This window comes from Citrobacter sp. wls615 (assembly GCF_005281355.1).
GTDB lineage: Bacteria > Pseudomonadota > Gammaproteobacteria > Enterobacterales > Enterobacteriaceae > Citrobacter > Citrobacter werkmanii.
Window position 1 is genome coordinate 25,141 of the sequence record NZ_SZXM01000019.1, and the last position, 16,573, is coordinate 41,713.

The 16,573-nt window shown below is 51.3% G+C and carries 18 protein-coding genes; 1 reads left to right on the plus strand and 17 read right to left on the minus strand.

Annotated features, from left to right (window positions below; all coding sequences use genetic code 11):
- Positions 1 to 35: 35 nt before the first annotated feature.
- From gstA to blr, 12 genes are all read right to left on the minus strand, one after another.
- Positions 36 to 641: a glutathione transferase GstA gene (gene gstA, locus FDX04_RS05405; protein ID WP_137370548.1), complete on the minus strand. Its 606-nt coding sequence runs from the start codon at positions 639 to 641 to the stop codon at positions 36 to 38.
- 104 nt (positions 642 to 745) lie between these two features.
- Positions 746 to 2,251, minus strand: a complete 1,506-nt coding sequence (gene dtpA / locus FDX04_RS05410) for a dipeptide/tripeptide permease DtpA (protein WP_137370549.1) — start codon at positions 2,249 to 2,251, stop codon at positions 746 to 748.
- Between the two features lie 613 nt (positions 2,252 to 2,864).
- Positions 2,865 to 3,500: an endonuclease III gene (gene nth / locus FDX04_RS05415; RefSeq protein WP_038640407.1), complete on the minus strand. Its 636-nt coding sequence runs from the start codon at positions 3,498 to 3,500 to the stop codon at positions 2,865 to 2,867.
- Positions 3,500 to 4,192, minus strand: coding sequence for an electron transport complex subunit E (locus tag FDX04_RS05420; protein ID WP_137370550.1), 693 nt, complete (start codon positions 4,190 to 4,192; stop codon positions 3,500 to 3,502). The genes nth and FDX04_RS05420 overlap by 1 nt, the downstream gene beginning before the upstream one ends.
- A 3-nt stretch (positions 4,193 to 4,195) precedes the next feature.
- Complete coding sequence (rsxG, locus tag FDX04_RS05425; protein ID WP_061381400.1) at positions 4,196 to 4,816, minus strand: electron transport complex subunit RsxG; 621 nt, start codon at positions 4,814 to 4,816, stop codon at positions 4,196 to 4,198.
- A gap of 9 nt (positions 4,817 to 4,825) precedes the next feature.
- Positions 4,826 to 5,878: an electron transport complex subunit RsxD gene (gene rsxD, locus FDX04_RS05430; protein ID WP_137370551.1), complete on the minus strand. Its 1,053-nt coding sequence runs from the start codon at positions 5,876 to 5,878 to the stop codon at positions 4,826 to 4,828.
- Positions 5,879 to 8,089, minus strand: coding sequence for an electron transport complex subunit RsxC (gene rsxC, locus FDX04_RS05435; RefSeq protein WP_137370552.1), 2,211 nt, complete (start codon positions 8,087 to 8,089; stop codon positions 5,879 to 5,881).
- Positions 8,082 to 8,660 (minus strand): electron transport complex subunit RsxB, encoded by a 579-nt coding sequence (gene rsxB, locus FDX04_RS05440; RefSeq protein WP_032943340.1) that lies wholly within the window; start codon positions 8,658 to 8,660, stop codon positions 8,082 to 8,084. The genes rsxC and rsxB overlap by 8 nt, the downstream gene beginning before the upstream one ends.
- Positions 8,660 to 9,241: an electron transport complex subunit RsxA gene (gene rsxA / locus FDX04_RS05445; RefSeq protein ID WP_003029144.1), complete on the minus strand. Its 582-nt coding sequence runs from the start codon at positions 9,239 to 9,241 to the stop codon at positions 8,660 to 8,662. Before rsxA ends, rsxB begins: the two co-directional genes overlap by 1 nt.
- A gap of 76 nt (positions 9,242 to 9,317) precedes the next feature.
- Positions 9,318 to 9,758: a DUF2569 domain-containing protein gene (locus FDX04_RS05450; RefSeq protein ID WP_038640418.1), complete on the minus strand. Its 441-nt coding sequence runs from the start codon at positions 9,756 to 9,758 to the stop codon at positions 9,318 to 9,320.
- Positions 9,759 to 9,849: 91 nt separating this feature from the next.
- Complete coding sequence (gene ydgT / locus FDX04_RS05455) at positions 9,850 to 10,065, minus strand: transcription modulator YdgT (protein WP_008784684.1); 216 nt, start codon at positions 10,063 to 10,065, stop codon at positions 9,850 to 9,852.
- A gap of 291 nt (positions 10,066 to 10,356) precedes the next feature.
- Positions 10,357 to 10,482 carry a division septum protein Blr gene (gene blr, locus FDX04_RS05460; RefSeq protein ID WP_038643149.1) on the minus strand — a complete coding sequence of 42 codons (126 nt, stop codon included), beginning with the start codon at positions 10,480 to 10,482 and terminating at the stop codon, positions 10,357 to 10,359.
- Positions 10,483 to 10,722: 240 nt separating this feature from the next.
- Between blr and FDX04_RS05465 the strand changes: the two genes are divergently transcribed.
- Positions 10,723 to 11,763 (plus strand): oxidoreductase, encoded by a 1,041-nt coding sequence (locus tag FDX04_RS05465; RefSeq protein ID WP_042308603.1) that lies wholly within the window; start codon positions 10,723 to 10,725, stop codon positions 11,761 to 11,763.
- 76 nt (positions 11,764 to 11,839) lie between these two features.
- Here the strand turns inward: FDX04_RS05465 and add are convergent, their stop codons facing one another.
- From add to FDX04_RS05490, 5 genes are all read right to left on the minus strand, one after another.
- Positions 11,840 to 12,841 (minus strand): adenosine deaminase, encoded by a 1,002-nt coding sequence (gene add, locus FDX04_RS05470; protein ID WP_042308602.1) that lies wholly within the window; start codon positions 12,839 to 12,841, stop codon positions 11,840 to 11,842.
- A gap of 161 nt (positions 12,842 to 13,002) precedes the next feature.
- Positions 13,003 to 14,013, minus strand: coding sequence for a cytochrome d ubiquinol oxidase subunit II (cydB, locus tag FDX04_RS05475; protein ID WP_137370553.1), 1,011 nt, complete (start codon positions 14,011 to 14,013; stop codon positions 13,003 to 13,005).
- Positions 14,013 to 15,419, minus strand: coding sequence for a cytochrome ubiquinol oxidase subunit I (locus FDX04_RS05480; protein ID WP_137370554.1), 1,407 nt, complete (start codon positions 15,417 to 15,419; stop codon positions 14,013 to 14,015). Before FDX04_RS05480 ends, cydB begins: the two co-directional genes overlap by 1 nt.
- A gap of 50 nt (positions 15,420 to 15,469) precedes the next feature.
- Positions 15,470 to 15,976: a ferritin-like domain-containing protein gene (locus FDX04_RS05485; protein WP_137370555.1), complete on the minus strand. Its 507-nt coding sequence runs from the start codon at positions 15,974 to 15,976 to the stop codon at positions 15,470 to 15,472.
- A gap of 24 nt (positions 15,977 to 16,000) precedes the next feature.
- Entirely contained in the window at positions 16,001 to 16,498 is a 498-nt protein-coding gene (locus FDX04_RS05490) for a ferritin-like domain-containing protein (RefSeq protein ID WP_038640435.1), read from the minus strand.
- Between the last annotated feature and the right edge of the window lie 75 nt (positions 16,499 to 16,573).

The following is a 16,573-nucleotide window of genomic DNA, read 5'->3' on the forward strand; positions in this document are numbered from 1 at the left end:
GCCGGGTAACCGCAAGCGCTACCCGGCAACACCAATTAATTCAACCCTTCAGCCTTCAACGCTGCGGCAACCGCCGGGCGTTCAGCCATACGCGCCATATACGCCTCGATATGGCTTAATCCTGCCATATTCAGCTTAACCGCATAAGCCCAACGCAGCACGGTGAACAGATAAGCGTCTGCAATGCTGAAGCGTGGGCCGCAGATCCATTGCTCATCTTTCAGCGATTCATTCACGTACTGCATTTTTTTCTCCAGCTGTGCGCGAACGGTTGGCTTGAAGTCTTCCGGTGTATCAGGACGGAACAGTGGGGTAAAACCTTTATGCAGTTCTGTCGCAATGTAATTAAGCCATTCGATGGTTTTGTAACGGGATAGGCTGCTGGTAGGGGCGAGGAGCTGGCGGTCTGGCACTGTGTCCGCCAGGTATTGCATGATGGCGACGCCTTCGGTTAGTAATGTACCGTCGTCCAGCAGCAGCGCGGGAACTTGTCCTTTTGGGTTTACCGCGAAAAAATCATCGCCGTTTTCCAGACGTTTCTTCATCAAATCGACACCATCCAGCGTGAAATCTTTACCGCTCTCACGAAGTGTGATGTGGGAAGCGAGAGAACAAGCGCCCGGTTTGTAGAACAGTTTCATCGGTAACTCCTTTTGGCTGAGGTTTATCGTATGGTAGTGCTACCTCTGGCAAAAAAAAAGCCGCTAACAACAGTTAGCGGCCTGAAAATGAGTTTCCCTGAGAATTACGCTGTTGCGGCCTTAGAGGCTTTCTCATTAGCGTCATCGTCCTGAGTCATACGATTCAGTTTCGGCGCCGTCAGCAGCATCAGAACAGCGATAACCGCCGTTGCAACACCAATTTGCAGGAACACACGACCGTAGACTTCCAGAGACATCAGCGGGTCAGTCACGTTTTCTGGAACTGCCATCATGTTGGCGACGTAACCGCCGATGATGTTTGCACCGGCAGTGGTCAGGAACCAGCTACCCATGATGAAGCCCATCAGACGTTGCGGAACCAGCTGCGCCACCATGGCCAGACCCAGACCGGAAATCATCAGCTCACCGATACTTTGCAGACCGTAGCAAATGATCAGCCAGTTAACGGAAACGATGCCCGCATCGGTGGCGAATTTCGCACCCAGCGGCAGGATCAGGAACGCACCGGAGCACAGCACCATACCAATCGCGAACTTGGTCGGCATCGGCAGCGTATCACCCATCTTGTTATAGATAGCGGCGAGGATTGGGCTACCAATGATGATCCAGAACGGGTTCAGCGCCTGGTACTGCTCAGGTTCAAAAGCAATACCCAGAATAGAGTGTTCAACGTTACGAATCGCGAAGAAGTTCAGTGAGGTCGGCATCTGGCTGTACAGCACGAAGAAGATAATCGCTTCCAGCATCAGAATGAAGGCGACGATCATTTTACGACGCGCAGCACCGTGCATGGTGAAGGCTTCTTTACCGAAGATAAATACGATACCAATGGCAATCACACCCAGAACCATACGGGCGATTTGCTGGTTGTGCAGCAGCCAGGTCGCAATCGCGATCAGAACCACAACGCCAACGATGGTCAGCAACAGGTTACGGAAGTTGATCGGCTCAAAGTCAGGTTTAGAACCGTACTGTTTAACCCAGCGCTGACAGAATGCGAAGTTAACCACGGTGATCAGCATACCTACGACGCTCAGCGCGAACGCGGTGCTCCAGCCGTAACGCGCAGCTAACCATGGCGTTGCCAGCATAGAGAAGAATGAACCGATGTTGACGGACATGTAGTACATGGTAAATGCACCATCAAGACGCGGGTCATCTTTTGCATAGCAGGTAGAGAGCAGAGAGGATGGGTTGGCTTTAAACAGGCCGTTACCGACCGCGATGGCCGCCATGCCCATATAAACAATACCAGCATCGTGACCGGACCATGCAACCAGCGCATAACCGATGGCCAGAACAATGGCGCCCAGCATAATGACACGTTTTGTTCCCAGAACTTTATCGCCTAACCAGCCGCCGATGGCAACCAGACCATACACCAGTGCACTAAAGGACGAGAAAAGGGTGATGGAATCCGCTTCTGACATACCCAGTTGCTTAACCAGGTAGACGGCCATAATCCCTTGCAGGCCGTAATAACCAAAACGTTCCCACAGCTCTATCGAGAAAATGAGATAGAACGCTTTCGGTTGTTTGAAGGCGTTTAAACTAACGCTTTCTGTTGGTTTATTGTTTGCAGTAGACACTTTTACCTCTTTTTTTACATCCCATATCAACGGGGGTGTTCAGGTACGTGATGAATCAAGTTCATCCGTCCGATTGTTATAGTGGGAGGGGAAACGGCAAGTAATGTTCACTATCTTGACCATTCAGACAAGTGGTTTGTAATAATCTGTTACATATATCCTGGGTGGTGAAATCATCGGTACAGAGAAATGTTATCTAGCGTTAAATTTCTTCATTTGAAAAATCGCAGATTTTTACACTGTTTAAGCAACCCAAAAACCGCAATGCGGCGATATGTTCTGCTATTTACGGTTGAATCCAGTGATATAGGCCATTATCTGAAAAATAGCCAGTGTAATGTTTTGTTTAGAAACTGTTCAGTAAGGTCATCTGATTGTCACTTTAACTAAAAAATAAAAATTATTTAACATTGTGTTGTCTGAGTGATCTGCATCACGTATAGATAGAAATTTCTATTACTAAAAAAACGATTAACCTGCTCAGGTGTTTATACGCAAGAATAATGCGTTAGATATGCGCAGTTGAATGGCATCATCGACGGGAAAAAATTGTTTAGGGAGTGCATAACTAATCGTTATGTGTCAAAGGGGCAAAGAGAACGCCCCATTAGTATCAGATATCAACTTTCTCTTTGAATTCGCAGAGATCTTCGATGATGCAAGAACCGCAGCGCGGTTTTCTCGCAATACAGGTGTAGCGGCCATGAAGGATTAACCAGTGATGGCAATCGACTTTAAATTCACTCGGTACGACTTTCAGTAATTTTTCCTCTACCTGCTCGACGTTTTTGCCTGGCGCAAATTGCGTGCGATTACAGACGCGAAAAATATGGGTATCTACCGCAATGGTAGGCCAGCCAAAGGCGGTATTTAACACTACATTGGCTGTTTTTCGCCCAACACCGGGCAGGGCTTCTAATGCGGCGCGGTCTTCTGGCACTTCACCATTATGTTTTTCCAGCAGAATGCGGCAGGTTTTGATCACGTTCTCCGCTTTACTGTTGAATAACCCGATTGTTTTGATGTAGGACTTAACCCCGTCTACGCCGAGCTCCAGCATAGCGGCAGGGGTATTGGCGACAGGGTACAGCTTAGCCGTGGCTTTATTGACGCTGACATCGGTGGCCTGCGCGGAGAGCAAGACCGAAATCAGCAGTTCGAACGGCGATGTAAAATTCAGTTCAGTTGTCGGATGCGGATTGTTATCACGCAGGCGTGTCAGTATTTCCAGCCGTTTTGCTTTGTTCATTACACATTCCCTGTTTCACCAAGCGGACTGTCTGCAACAGCCGCTTCGGCACGACGTTTCTTCATTTTCTCATCGATCAGATATTTCACCGCCAGCATCAGGCCCAGGCCAATGAACGCGCCCGGTGGCAGCATAGCCAGCAGAAACGGCGTATCGGTATGGAAGATCTCTACGCGTAATACCTTAGCCCAACTGCCAAGTAAACCGTCTGCGCCATCAAATAGCGTACCGTTACCAATTATTTCACGTAGCGAACCCAGAACAAACATGGCGCCAGTTGCGCCCATACCGATAGAGAAACCATCAAGGGCGGATAATGCCGGGCCTTTTTTAGCCGCGAAGGCTTCAGCACGACCAACAACAATACAGTTAGTCACAATCAGTGGGATAAAGATGCCAAGAGACTGATACAGACCAAAAGCGTAAGCATTAATCAGCATCTGTACCGCACTCACAACGGAAGCGATGATCATGACATAAATTGGAATACGAATTTCAGAGGGCGTCCAGCGACGCAGGGCTGAAATGGTCAGGTTGGTCAGCGTCAGGACGAGCGTAGTCGCCAGTCCTAGGCCTAACGCATTGGTAGCGGTAGAGGTTACCGCCAGCAGCGGGCACATGCCAAGTAACTGCACAAGTGCGGAGTTATTTTTCCATAACCCCTGGACAATGACATCTTTGATTTCGCTCATGGTTTATTCTCCACAGGCGCTAAGTTGAGGGAGTTGTGCAGGCAGTGACTGGGCATACAGCCCCGCACGTTTCACCGCATTAACCACCGCACGAGGTGTAATGGTTGCGCCAGTAAACTGGTCGAAGTCGCCGCCATCTTTCTTCACTGCCCAGTGGGCATCGTTACCCGCGCCGATCGTTTTGCCGCTAAAGTGGGTGATCCAGTCAGACAGACGCAGTTCGATTTTATCGCCCAGCCCCGGTGTTTCATGATGTTCAGTCACACGTGTACCCAATACGGTACCTGTGAAATCCACACCAACCAGCAGTTGAATAGCCCCAGAATAACCATCTGGAGCCGTGGCTTCGAGAATTGCCGCGACAGGCCGATCGTCCTGGCGCGCGATATATACACGGTGAGTCCCTTTACCTAACGCCTGCGCATTCACCAGATAGCAACTCTCAGACAACGCGTTATTGTAGCGATCGCCAGGCAGAACCTGATCAAACAATACTTTTTGTTGCAGCGCCGCTTGTTCATCGATAGTGGATTTGGTTAATTGATTGATTGCCGCGGTTAACCCCGTAGATCCGGCGGCAAACAGCGCCAGAGTAATACCGTGTTTACGAATCGTTTTCAGCATATGTTGTCCTTAGCGATGTCCGTACACGCGAGGGCGGGTGTAATAATCAATCAGGGGAACCGTAATATTTGCCAGCAACACGGCAAAGGCCACACCATCGGGATAGCCACCAAAACTGCGGATTAACCATACTAACAAACCTGCAAGCGCGCCAAAAATCAGGCGACCACGGTTGGTGGTTGATGCCGTAACGGGATCGGTAAGAATAAAGAAAGCGCCGAGCATCGTCGCGCCAGAGAGTAGGTGTAACTGAGGCGATGCCAGCGACTCTGGCGAGAAAATCCAGCCTAAAGTAGCGCAAATAGCGAGCGACAGCAGGAAACTAACCGGGATATGCCAGCGAATCGCTTTTTGCCATAACAGCACAATGCCGCCAGCCAACCAGGCAAGGTTAACCCACTGCCATCCGGCGCCCGCGAGCATGCCGCTGTAAATCGGGTACTGCATTACCTGTTCAATTGTTCGTCCTGCATGCAGAGATGTCTTGAAGGTATCAAGCGGCGTAGCCTGGCTGATACCGTCGATTCCCATACGGAGCGCGTTCATATCGCTGCCACCAGCGGTATGTCCGGTAAAGATTACATTCAGAGCGTCAAAGAATCCGGGTACGGTGGCTGCAATTTCCTGCGGCGGCAGCCAGCTTGTCATCTGCACCGGGAATGAGATAAGCAGTACGACGTAGCCAATCATCGCTGGATTGAACGGGTTTTGTCCGAGGCCGCCATACAGCTGTTTTGCAATGATAACGGCAAATACCGTGCCTAATACCACCATCCACCAGGGAGCCAGCGGAGGAATACTCACGGCCAGCAACAACCCGGTGAGGAGCGCGGAGTTATCTTTTAAAATCGGCGCAATGGGTTGTTTACGCAGTTTAAGTACGACCGCTTCGGCGGCGATAGCGCTAATGGCGGCCAGAACGATCTGCAACAACGTCCCCCAGCCAAAGAACCACAGCTGCGCGACGATCCCCGGCAATGCAGCAAGTAACACCAACATCATGATGCGTGATGTTTGACGCTGGTTATGGGTATAGGGGGAGCTTGCTATTCTGAATACCATTTATTCCTCGTTTACAACCTGCTGCTGTGCGGCTTTTTTAGCCTGGGCGCGTGCGATAGCGGCCGCGACGGCGGCTTTACGCGGATCCACCGGTTCAGCGCTTTCAGTCACCGGCTGCTGCTCAAGCTTACGGGCTTTGGCGCGGGCGATTGCCGCTTCGACGGCGGCTTTGCGCGGATCCACCGGTTCTGCTGTTTCCGTTACCGACTGCTGCTCAAGCTTACGGGCTTTGGCGCGGGCGATAGCCGCTTCGACTGCCGCTTTACGTGGGTCAACCGGTTCAGCGGTTTCAGTAACCGGCTGTTGCTCAAGTTTACGGGCCTTGGCGCGGGCGATAGCCGCTTCAACGGCGGCTTTACGCGGATCCACCGGTTCAGCGGTTTCAGTCACCGTCTGCTGCTCAAGCTTACGGGCCTTGGCGCGGGCGATAGCCGCTTCAACTGCCGCTTTGCGTGGATCCACCGGTTCAGCGGTTTCAGTCACCGGCTGCTGCTCAAGCTTACGGGCTTTGGCGCGGGCGATAGCCGCTTCAACGGCGGCTTTACGCGGATCGATACTCGCGCTGCTGTCTTCAATTTTGTTTGAATTTTCCGCTCGGGCCGCACGAGCCTGTGCTTTACGCGCCTCGCGAGCGGCAATCACTGCGCTATTGTCAGGTTTTTCGCCAGCCTGAATAACAACCGGTTGCATTGTCTGAGCCTGTTTCTCTTTTACGCGAGCCAACGCGGCGGCGATGGCATCATGATCTTTAGCCGCAGGCTGTACGGCAGCGCTTTTATGGCGTTCAAGACGTGCGGCTTTCTCACGCTCAAGTCGCGCCTGTCGGGCTTCAAAACGTGCTTTGGCTTCCGCGGCGCGTTTTTCTTCCTGGCTAATAGCGTAAATCTCGGCCTTTTCCTGGCGGAAATACTGCACCAGCGGAATGTTGCTCGGGCATACCCATGCACAAGCGCCGCATTCGATGCAGTCTGCGATGTTGTGGGTTGTGGCTTTATCGTGCTGCTGCCCTTTACTAAACCAGTAGAGTTGCTGCGGCAGAAGATCCGCCGGGCAGGCATCAGCGCAGGCGCTACAGCGAATGCAGCCTTTCTCTTCCGGCGTTTCGCCCATTTCACTGGCAGAGGGGGCCAGAAGGCAGTTGGTTATCTTCACCACCGGTACATCCAGCCACGGTAGCGTGAACCCCATCAGCGGCCCGCCCATAATGACCAGCTGGTCGGCGGAAGGGCAGAAACCCGCGTCGTTGAGCAGATGACGAACCGGCGTGCCTAATCGCGCCCAGACGTTGCCCGGACGGCTGACGGCTTCGCCTGTAAGTGTCACAACACGCTCGGTAATGGGTTCGCCGTCAATGACCGCGCGTTTGATTGCGTAGGCGGTCCCGACGTTTTGCATCAGCACGCCAATATCTGAGGAGCGTCCGCCATGGGGTACCTGTTTGCCGGTCAGAATTTGTGTTAACTGTTTGGCGCCGCCTGACGGGTACTTTGTCGGGATCACGCGTAAGCTGATATCGTGCGAATCGGCCAGCACCGCACGCAGCATGGAAATTGCCTGCGGTTTGTTATCTTCTATTCCCAGCAGGATCTCACGCGGCTGAAGAATGTGCGCGAGGATGCGGATACCTTCGACGACCTGCGCCGCGCAGTCCTGCATCAAGCGGTCATCTGCCGTAATGTACGGCTCACATTCGGCGGCGTTGATGATCAGGGTTTCAATTTTATCACCGCCGCCCTGTAGCTTAACGCCGGTTGGGAAACCTGCTCCGCCCAGGCCAGCGACGCCATACTGATGAATACGTGCAATAAGCTCTTCCCGGCTACGGGAGCGGTAATCGGCCCAGCCATCACGCTCAATCCAGCGGTCTTCGCCATCGGCATCAATGATGACGCTTAGCTCTGCTAATGCCGAAGGATGTGCGGTGGAGTGCGGCGCGATAGCCACAACGGTACCTGACGTTGGCGCATGTACCGGCAGCATTTTGCCGCGTCCGATGGTTAACGCCTGGCCACGCAGGACGGTGTCGCCTACGTTGACACACAGTTCTCCCTGCGCGCCTATATGTTGTTTCAGCGGAATAACGAATCGCGGCGCCAGCGGAACCTGTCGCAATGGCGTACCGTTTGACTGGGTCTTCATTTCAGGTGGATGAATGCCGCCATCAAAGTCCCAGATTTTGTTCTTTCTGAATGCAGAGAATAACTTAAACATGTTGTTCCACAGGAATGATGCGCACAGGGATAGTGTTTAAATCCCATTTCCAGCTATCGGGGGTCTCAGCCACCGGGCGTAATTCGATACATTGCGTTGGACATGGGTCAACGCACAAGTTGCAGCCGGTACAGAGATCGCTCATCACTGTGTGCATGGCACGGGTTGCACCCACAATGGCATCGACCGGACAGGCCTGAATGCACTTTGTGCAACCAATACAGTTATTTTCATCAATGACCGCCAGCATACGCACGGGTGTCACATCTTGTTCATCACCATCAATCGGCTGCGGGTCGACGTTCAGCAGGGCAGCGATTTTTAACATCACCGCTTCACCACCGGGCGCGCAACGATTGATTTTTTCCCCCTGCGAGCCGATCGCTTCAGCATAGGGATGACAGCCCGGATAGCCGCACTGCCCACACTGGCTTTGCGGGAGAATTTCATCAATTTTCTCCACGACCGGATCATCCTCAACGGCAAAACGTCGCGAGGCGTAACCCAAAATAGCGCCGAACGCCAGACCCAGCAGACTCACTGCGGCAACGGCAATCCAGATAGCATTCATTACAACTTCACCAAACCACTAAAGCCCATAAAGGCCAATGACATTAAACCGGCGGTAATCAGCGCAATCGCATTACCGCGAAACGGAGCAGGGACGTCTGCCACAGCGAGACGTTCGCGAATAGCGGCAAACAGTACCATTACCAGTGAGAAGCCGACGGCGGCGGAAAAGCCGTATAGCGCCGACTGTAAGAAGTTATGGCCGAGGTTAATATTCAGCAACGCTACCCCCAACACCGCACAGTTTGTGGTGATCAGTGGTAAGAAGATCCCCAACAGGCGGTATAGCGCAGGGCTGGTTTTACGGACCACCATCTCGGTAAATTGCACGACGACGGCGATGACCAGAATAAAAGCCAGCGTGCGCAGATAGATGAGATTGAGCGGAATGAGGATCCAGGTATCAATCAACCATGCGCAAATGGAGGCCAGCGTCATGACAAACGTCGTGGCAAGGCCCATACCCATTGCGGTTTCCAGTTTTTTGGAAACGCCCATAAACGGGCAGAGCCCCAGAAACTTAACCAGTACAAAGTTGTTGACCAGTACAGTTCCGACAAACAGCAGCAGGTAATCAGTCATTTTTCGGCCTGAAATAAAAAAGCCGCCTATTATCTGACAATCTACAACAGGCGACAACAGGTTAACTGTAGGGTTATTACGGGTTCACAAACGTCGACTTAACGCGCTGTGAGCGCTTGAAATAGGGCACCAGCAGTGCTGCTGCTAACAAAGGGAACAGCAGTTGGCGCACGGCAAAGGCGTCCGGGACGGGTGAAAACGCAAACGCTTTAATCGCCAGTAACACAGAGATCAGCAGCCATAAAATATAGTGCTTCGGCACGCAGGTTCTGCGTTTGAAAAACGCAATCGTCAGCCATAACGTGTAATACCACATGGCGATAGCCGTAATAAAAGAGACGCCCCATAACAACAAATTGGTCGTACTTTGCTCACCAAGCGTTTGGAAGGTTTGCGGTGTGGCCAGCGCAGTGACGTAAAGTAACAACGCCAGCGAAGCACTCAACAACGCAACTAACAGCCAGGCCAATGGCCCAAGTAGCCAGCCTCCGATACGTTGTGCCGGTGTGGTAGTCATCTCTTCTCCAGGTTTACGTGCGCGATCAAACATGCCATTCATTTTGGGGCAATTATTATAAAGCTTTTAACGTTGAGCGCTACTTTCTTCTTTATTGCACGTAATGCCAGACTGATTTAGGTACCTGACCGACGTCAAACAGACGACCGCCGGAGATGAGCTCCGCACGACGGTGGTCTGCTGCACGGTACATATTGATAATGTCGTTATCGTCGGTGAGCGTGTAGTTAAGATGATCGAATAGTTTTTCCAGACTTTCGAGTGAACTAATTTTACGGAATTTTAATAAGTAATCCTGAACAGTCATAAAGAGCGATCCATATATAAAATAATACCAACGGAGTAGTAAATATTAAGAAATAAACAATGTGCACAGGTAAAAGCGGATTTGCGCGCAAATGTAAGAAGAGTATGCATACCTGTGAAAAAGCAGGCGCTATGTACGCTTGCGGCAAGGTTAGCGCGCTTCGCAATCGCAGGCAATACGCGCGGGAGCGGGATGCGGCATAATTCGCTTTTTTTGACAGAATTGGATCTTTTACAGCCGGACCCAGCAATGCGTGAATGTGAACTGCGGGTCGAAAAAGGCTGATGACGCTTATTTTTTCTGCACTGCTGCAATTGGCTCCGGTGGCTGGTAATTGTCAATATGATTGGCAATACCCAGCAGGATCACGGAGACCGCAAGAACAATCCAACCTGCTAACTCAATAAGGCGATTCATTACTGATGACATTTGCTTTGATTTATCCATAAACACAGGCCGCAAATGTTACTAATCTCTCCATAATACAGCAAGAAGATTGGGAACGATTTCTGCCACTTTTTCGCGGCAAATTCGCCTTAAGAAGCATATGTTTGACTTAAGTTAATAAACAACCTTTGTAGCGCAAAGGTTATTAAACTATTGAGACGTTGCAAGGTATGGTGTGAAATAGGTCGGTCTGAATTGAGAGGCAATAACATGAGTGACAACATCCGCGTTGGGCTAATCGGCTATGGTTACGCCAGTAAAACCTTCCATGCCCCCCTGATTGTGGGCACACCGGGCCTGGAACTGGCTGTGGTGTCCAGTAGTGATGAAGCAAAAGTGAAGGCCGACTGGCCTACAGTGACGGTTGTTGCTGAACCGAAGCACCTTTTTAACGATCCTAATATTGACCTGATTGTGATCCCTACCCCAAATGACACGCACTTCCCGTTAGCGAAGGCTGCACTGGAAGCGGGTAAACATGTGGTTGTTGATAAACCTTTCACCGTGACACTGTCACAAGCTCGTGAGCTGGATGCACTTGCGCGTAGTCTGGGACGCGTACTCTCTGTTTTCCATAACCGGCGCTGGGACAGTGATTTTCTGACTTTGAAAGCGTTATTGGCGGATGGTGTTTTGGGCGAAGTTGCCTATTTTGAATCCCACTTCGATCGTTTCCGCCCACAGGTTCGTGACCGTTGGCGTGAACAAGGCGGTCCGGGAAGCGGTATTTGGTATGATTTAGCGCCACATCTTTTGGATCAGGCGATTAATCTGTTTGGTTTGCCGGTCAGTATGACGGTGGATCTGGCGCAACTGCGTCCGGGGGCGCAATCGACAGATTACTTCCATGCCATTCTGACGTATCCGCAGCGTCGTGTGATTTTGCATGGAACCATGCTGGCGGCCGCAGAATCGGCCCGCTATATCGTGCACGGCTCACGTGGGAGCTACGTCAAGTATGGTCTTGATCCACAGGAAGAACGTCTGAAAAATGGTGAGCGTCTGCCTCAGGAAGACTGGGGTTACGACATGCGCGATGGTGTATTGACGCGAGTTGAAGGCGATGAGCGGGTTGAAGAGACCTGGCTGACCGTGCCGGGCAATTACCCGGCATACTATGCAGGCATCCGTGATGCGCTGAACGGTAACGGTGAAAACCCGGTCCCGGCGAGACAAGCGATCCAGATTATGGAGCTGATTGAGCTTGGTATTGAGTCCGCGAAACACCGCTCTACGCTATGCCTTGCCTGATAAGGCAAATGCCGGATGGCGATGCCCTGGCATCTTATCCGGCCCACAATGCAACGCCACGTAGGCCGGATAAGCGTTACGCTGCGGCGACTTTCTCGCGCAGCGTACGTTTCTCTTCGTTACTCAGGAATGCCATTTCCAGACCATTGATTTGTGCCTGGCGGATCTGTTCGCGAGTTAAACCTGCGGCAGGCGCGGCAATAGTGTACTCGTGAATAATATCGACACCCTGAACAGCCGGGTCGTCCGTATTCAGACTGGCCACAACGCCATGTTCAAGGAATGTTTTCAGCGGATGGGTCGCCAGCGCAGCGACGGTGCTGGTCTGAATGTTCGATGTCAGGCAGGATTCAATGCCGATACGATGCTCGGCGAGGTAATCCATCAACGCACGATCTTCGACCGCTTTAACACCATGGCCAATGCGTTCAGCGCCCAATTCTTTTATGGCCTGCCAGATGCTTTCTGGTCCGGCGGCTTCGCCGGCATGCACCGTGATATGCCAGCCTGCATCGCGTGCCTGGTTGAAGTGTGACAGGAACAAACTACCCGGGAAGCCCAGTTCGTCACCGGCCAAATCCAGCGCAGTAATATGATCACGGTGTGCTAACAGCGCATCAAGTTCCTGCAGGCAGGCGGCTTCGCCGAAGGTACGACTCATAATGCCAATTAAACGCGCTTCAACGCCAAAGGCTTTGCAGCCTTCGCGAACGCCTGCAATTACGGCTTCAACCACGCCTGCTACAGGGAGTTGGTGGGCCATTGCCATGTAGCCAGGGGAAAAACGTAGTTCAACATAGTGCAGGCCGTTGCGTGCGGCATCCTCAATATTTTCAAACGCGACGCGGCGGCAGGCGTCCAGCGAGGCCAGAACCTTTACGCCCCAGTCCAGTTTGGATAAAAAGCTGACCAAATCAGGCTCGGTTGACGTCACTTGCACATGAGGAATCAACGTTTCCAGCGTCTGTGCCGGGAGGGTTAAATTAAACTGGCGACCCAGATCGAGAATCGTTTGGGCACGGATGTTACCATCAAGGTGGCGATGGACGTCGGTTAAGGGGAGAGAAGTATCAATCATGGTCGCACTCGTATTTTTAGGTAAAGTGCAGGGCATTATACAACAGAATCATAATTCTCTAAAAACTTTGAATAAAGTGCGCCAACACTTTGTAAAAGTGGAACATTGTGGACATATATTTCAGGTTTTCAATGAGTCAGGCGATCGGCGCGCTATCCTGGTCAATGGTAGCCTTCTCCGTCAGATACTTTGCCGCGAAAGACATAGTAGCTCCATGCTGTATACATCAGAATGACCGGAATAATAATAAGCGTGCCAACCAGCATAAACATCTGGCTTGCAGGGGGAGCCGCTGCATCCCACAAGGTAACATGCGGCGGAATAATATAGGGCCACAGGCTGATACCTAAGCCGCTAAATCCCAGAAAGATCAATCCCAGCGTCAGGATAAAAGGTCGTGCATGGCTGGTGTTGTCGCTGCTCAGACGCCAAATCCACAGGCTGATTATCGTCACCAGAATGGGGACCGGCACAAACCAGTAGAAATTAGGTAGCGTGAACCAGCGTTCTGCAATGTATTGCAAGTTAAGGGGTGTCCAGATGCTGACCACGGCAATAACCGCCAGCAGAGCGAGCAGAACATGGCGCGTTAATTTACGCATCCGTTCCTGAAGCTCGCCATCGCTTTTCATTATCAGCCAGGTGCTGCCGAGTAACAGATAGGCGGCAACCAGTCCGAGGCCGCAAAATACATTAAATGGGGTCAACCAATCCAATGCCGACCCGGTAAAGCGACGGTCTGCTATATCGAAACCGTTAATCACGGCGCCAACAACGATCCCCTGACTCACGGTCGCCAGCAACGATCCACCGGCAAATGCGTAGTCCCAAAATAGCCGATGCGACGGCGTGGCTTTAAAGCGAAACTCAAACGCCACACCGCGAAAAATCAACCCAATTAGCATCATCGTGAGTGGAATTGCCAGTGCGTCAGCAATCACAGCATAAGCCAGAGGGAAGGCGCCAAAGAGACCGGCCCCACCGAGCACCAGCCAGGTTTCATTCCCGTCCCAGACGGGGGCCACACTGTTCACCATCACATCTCGTTCGCCGGGGGGATGTACAATGCTAAACAACATACCAATGCCCAAATCGAAACCATCCATTACGATGTACATCAGCGTGGCAAAGACAATGATAATAAACCAGATTACGGTGATATCGATGTCCATCAGATTTTCTCCTCTTCATCCGTTACCGGTTCTGCGGCGGAAAGCGGACGCGCAGGGGTGCCATCGGTTTGTGAGGTCAGTTCACTGACCGGCTGAGGACCTTTTTTAATCAGTCTGAATATGTAGTGGTAACCCACGCCAAAGACGGTGCTGTAAACGACGATAAATACCAGCAAACTGATGACCATTTGCGTTGTACTGTGCAACGAAACGGCATCACGGGTGCGCAAAAAGCCGTATACGACCCAGGGCTGGCGGCCAACCTCCGTGGTCACCCAACCGGCCAATAAGGCCAATAGTCCGGCAGGCCCCATCAAGAGTGCAAACCATTGGAATGGACGGGAATGGTACAGGCGCTTGCGCCAACGTAACCAGACACTGCAGATACCCAGGACGATCATCAACACGCCCATGCCAACCATGATGCGAAACGACCAAAATACAATCGCGGAGTTGGGGCGATCTTCCTTGGGAAAATCCTTCAGCGCAGGAACCTGCTTGTCCAGACTATGGGTCAGAATCAGACTGCCCAGCGCAGGGATCGCCAGAGCGTATTTGGTGCGCTCTTCCTCCATGTCAGGCATGCCAAACAGCGTCAATGGCGTTGCCTCTCCGGGGGGGTTCTCCCAGTGCCCCTCAATGGCCGCTATTTTTGCAGGCTGATGCTCAAGGGTATTGAGGCCATGCATATCTCCAACAACCGCCTGAATAGGGGCGACAATCAGAGCCATCCACAGCGCCATCGAAAACATTTTACGAATGGCAGGGGTATCGTTACCCCGCAGTAAATGCCAGGCGGCAGATGCGCCAACGAACATCGCGCTACTCAGAAAAGCAGCAATCGACATATGCAATAAGCGATACGGAAAGGAAGGATTAAATACGATAGCCAGCCAATCCTGGGGAATGACATGCCCATTTTCGAGGCTAAAACCTTGAGGTGTTTGCATCCAACTATTGGAAGCCAGGATCCAGAAGGTAGATAGCAACGTGCCCAGCGCCACCATACAGGTGGTGAAGAAATGCAGCGCTGGAGATACTTTGTTCCAGCCGAATAGCATTACGCCAAGGAAGCCCGCTTCGAGGAAAAAGGCGGTCAGGACTTCATAAAGCAGCAGTGGTCCGGTAATACTGCCGGCAAATTGCGAAAAGCCGCTCCAGTTGGTACCAAACTGATAAGCCATCACCAGGCCGGATACGACACCCATCCCAAAATTGACGGCGAAGATTTGCAGCCAGAAATTATAGAGCGAGCGCCAGAGATTGTTTCGCGTGCGCAGCCACATCCCCTCCAGCACCACCAGATAGCTGGCCAGTCCAATCGTAATCGCGGGAAAAAGAATATGGAAAGAGACAGTGAAGGCGAACTGAAAACGGGCTAAATAAAAAGCGTCAAGTTCAGGCACGGTACAGACCCCATCCGAGTAAACTCTGCCTGAAGCAGAGCGTAATGAGATTATTTTTTGGCTACAACGCCGTCAGCGTCAGACCGTAAGAGAAATTGTTCTGTCGTTTGCGGAATATGTTTAACCAGCCAGTCGGCCATCTCACGTTCTTCTGCGAGAATCGTTTCGATAGCGGGGATAGAGGCGGTATCACCGACCTTTTTGGCAGCGGCCAAAAGCGATGTGTAGCAGGCTATTTCAAATTGCTCGAATACATAGCCGCTGATTGCGCCTTTTACAATTTCGTCAGAAGGAAACATGCCGCCAATCGACTGGCCAAAAGCGGCCATTTTACTCATGGAGTCTTTTAATACAGAACGCGAAATATCGTTTCGATCGAGGATCTCTTCCAGCAGGGTAATTTGCCTTTTTGTTTCATTAATATGTTGCTCAATTCTGGCACGCAAATCAGGATAATTATCGATACGACTCGCCATCGATTCCAGCATTGACTCCGCTTGCTTTTCCATCGCGTGCGCATCGCGTAGCCAGTCATGGTAATGTTCTAAGTGATTCATCGTAATTTCCTCGAGTCAGTATGGTTATCGTTTTTCAGCGTCTTTATTAATGTTACCAACCGCCAGATCGGTTAATTTCAGATCGGTTTGTTTCTCTTCTTCAAGCGTTTCTGCGAGGAGTTTTACGGCTTTTTTATATCCCAGTTGTTCTGCCAGGGTTGCCAGTGTGCCGTAGCTGGCAATTTCATAATGTTCCACTTTCTGGGCGGCTGCGATTAATGCTGCATCGCGTACTTCATTTTTCTCGGTGCTTTCAATAACCTCATTAGCCTCTTCAATTAAGCCTTCCATCGCCACACATTTCATGCGTTTAATCTTAATTCCCGGTTCTTGCTCAACGATTTGGTCAATACGTTCAATTTGCCCCTGGGTTTCTTCCAGGTGGGCATTAAACGCTTTGCTGAGTTTTTCGCTTGAGGCGGCTCTGGCGAGTTTAGCCAGTCCGCGCGTTAACTGTTTTTCAGCGCTATAGGTATCTGAAAGTAGATGAATAAATACGTCTTCAATGCTTTTCATATGCATATCAATATCCTTTAGAGGTTAAAAATAACTGCGAGCCCCATACAGACCCGCAGGACACTCTTTTAATTAAAAGAT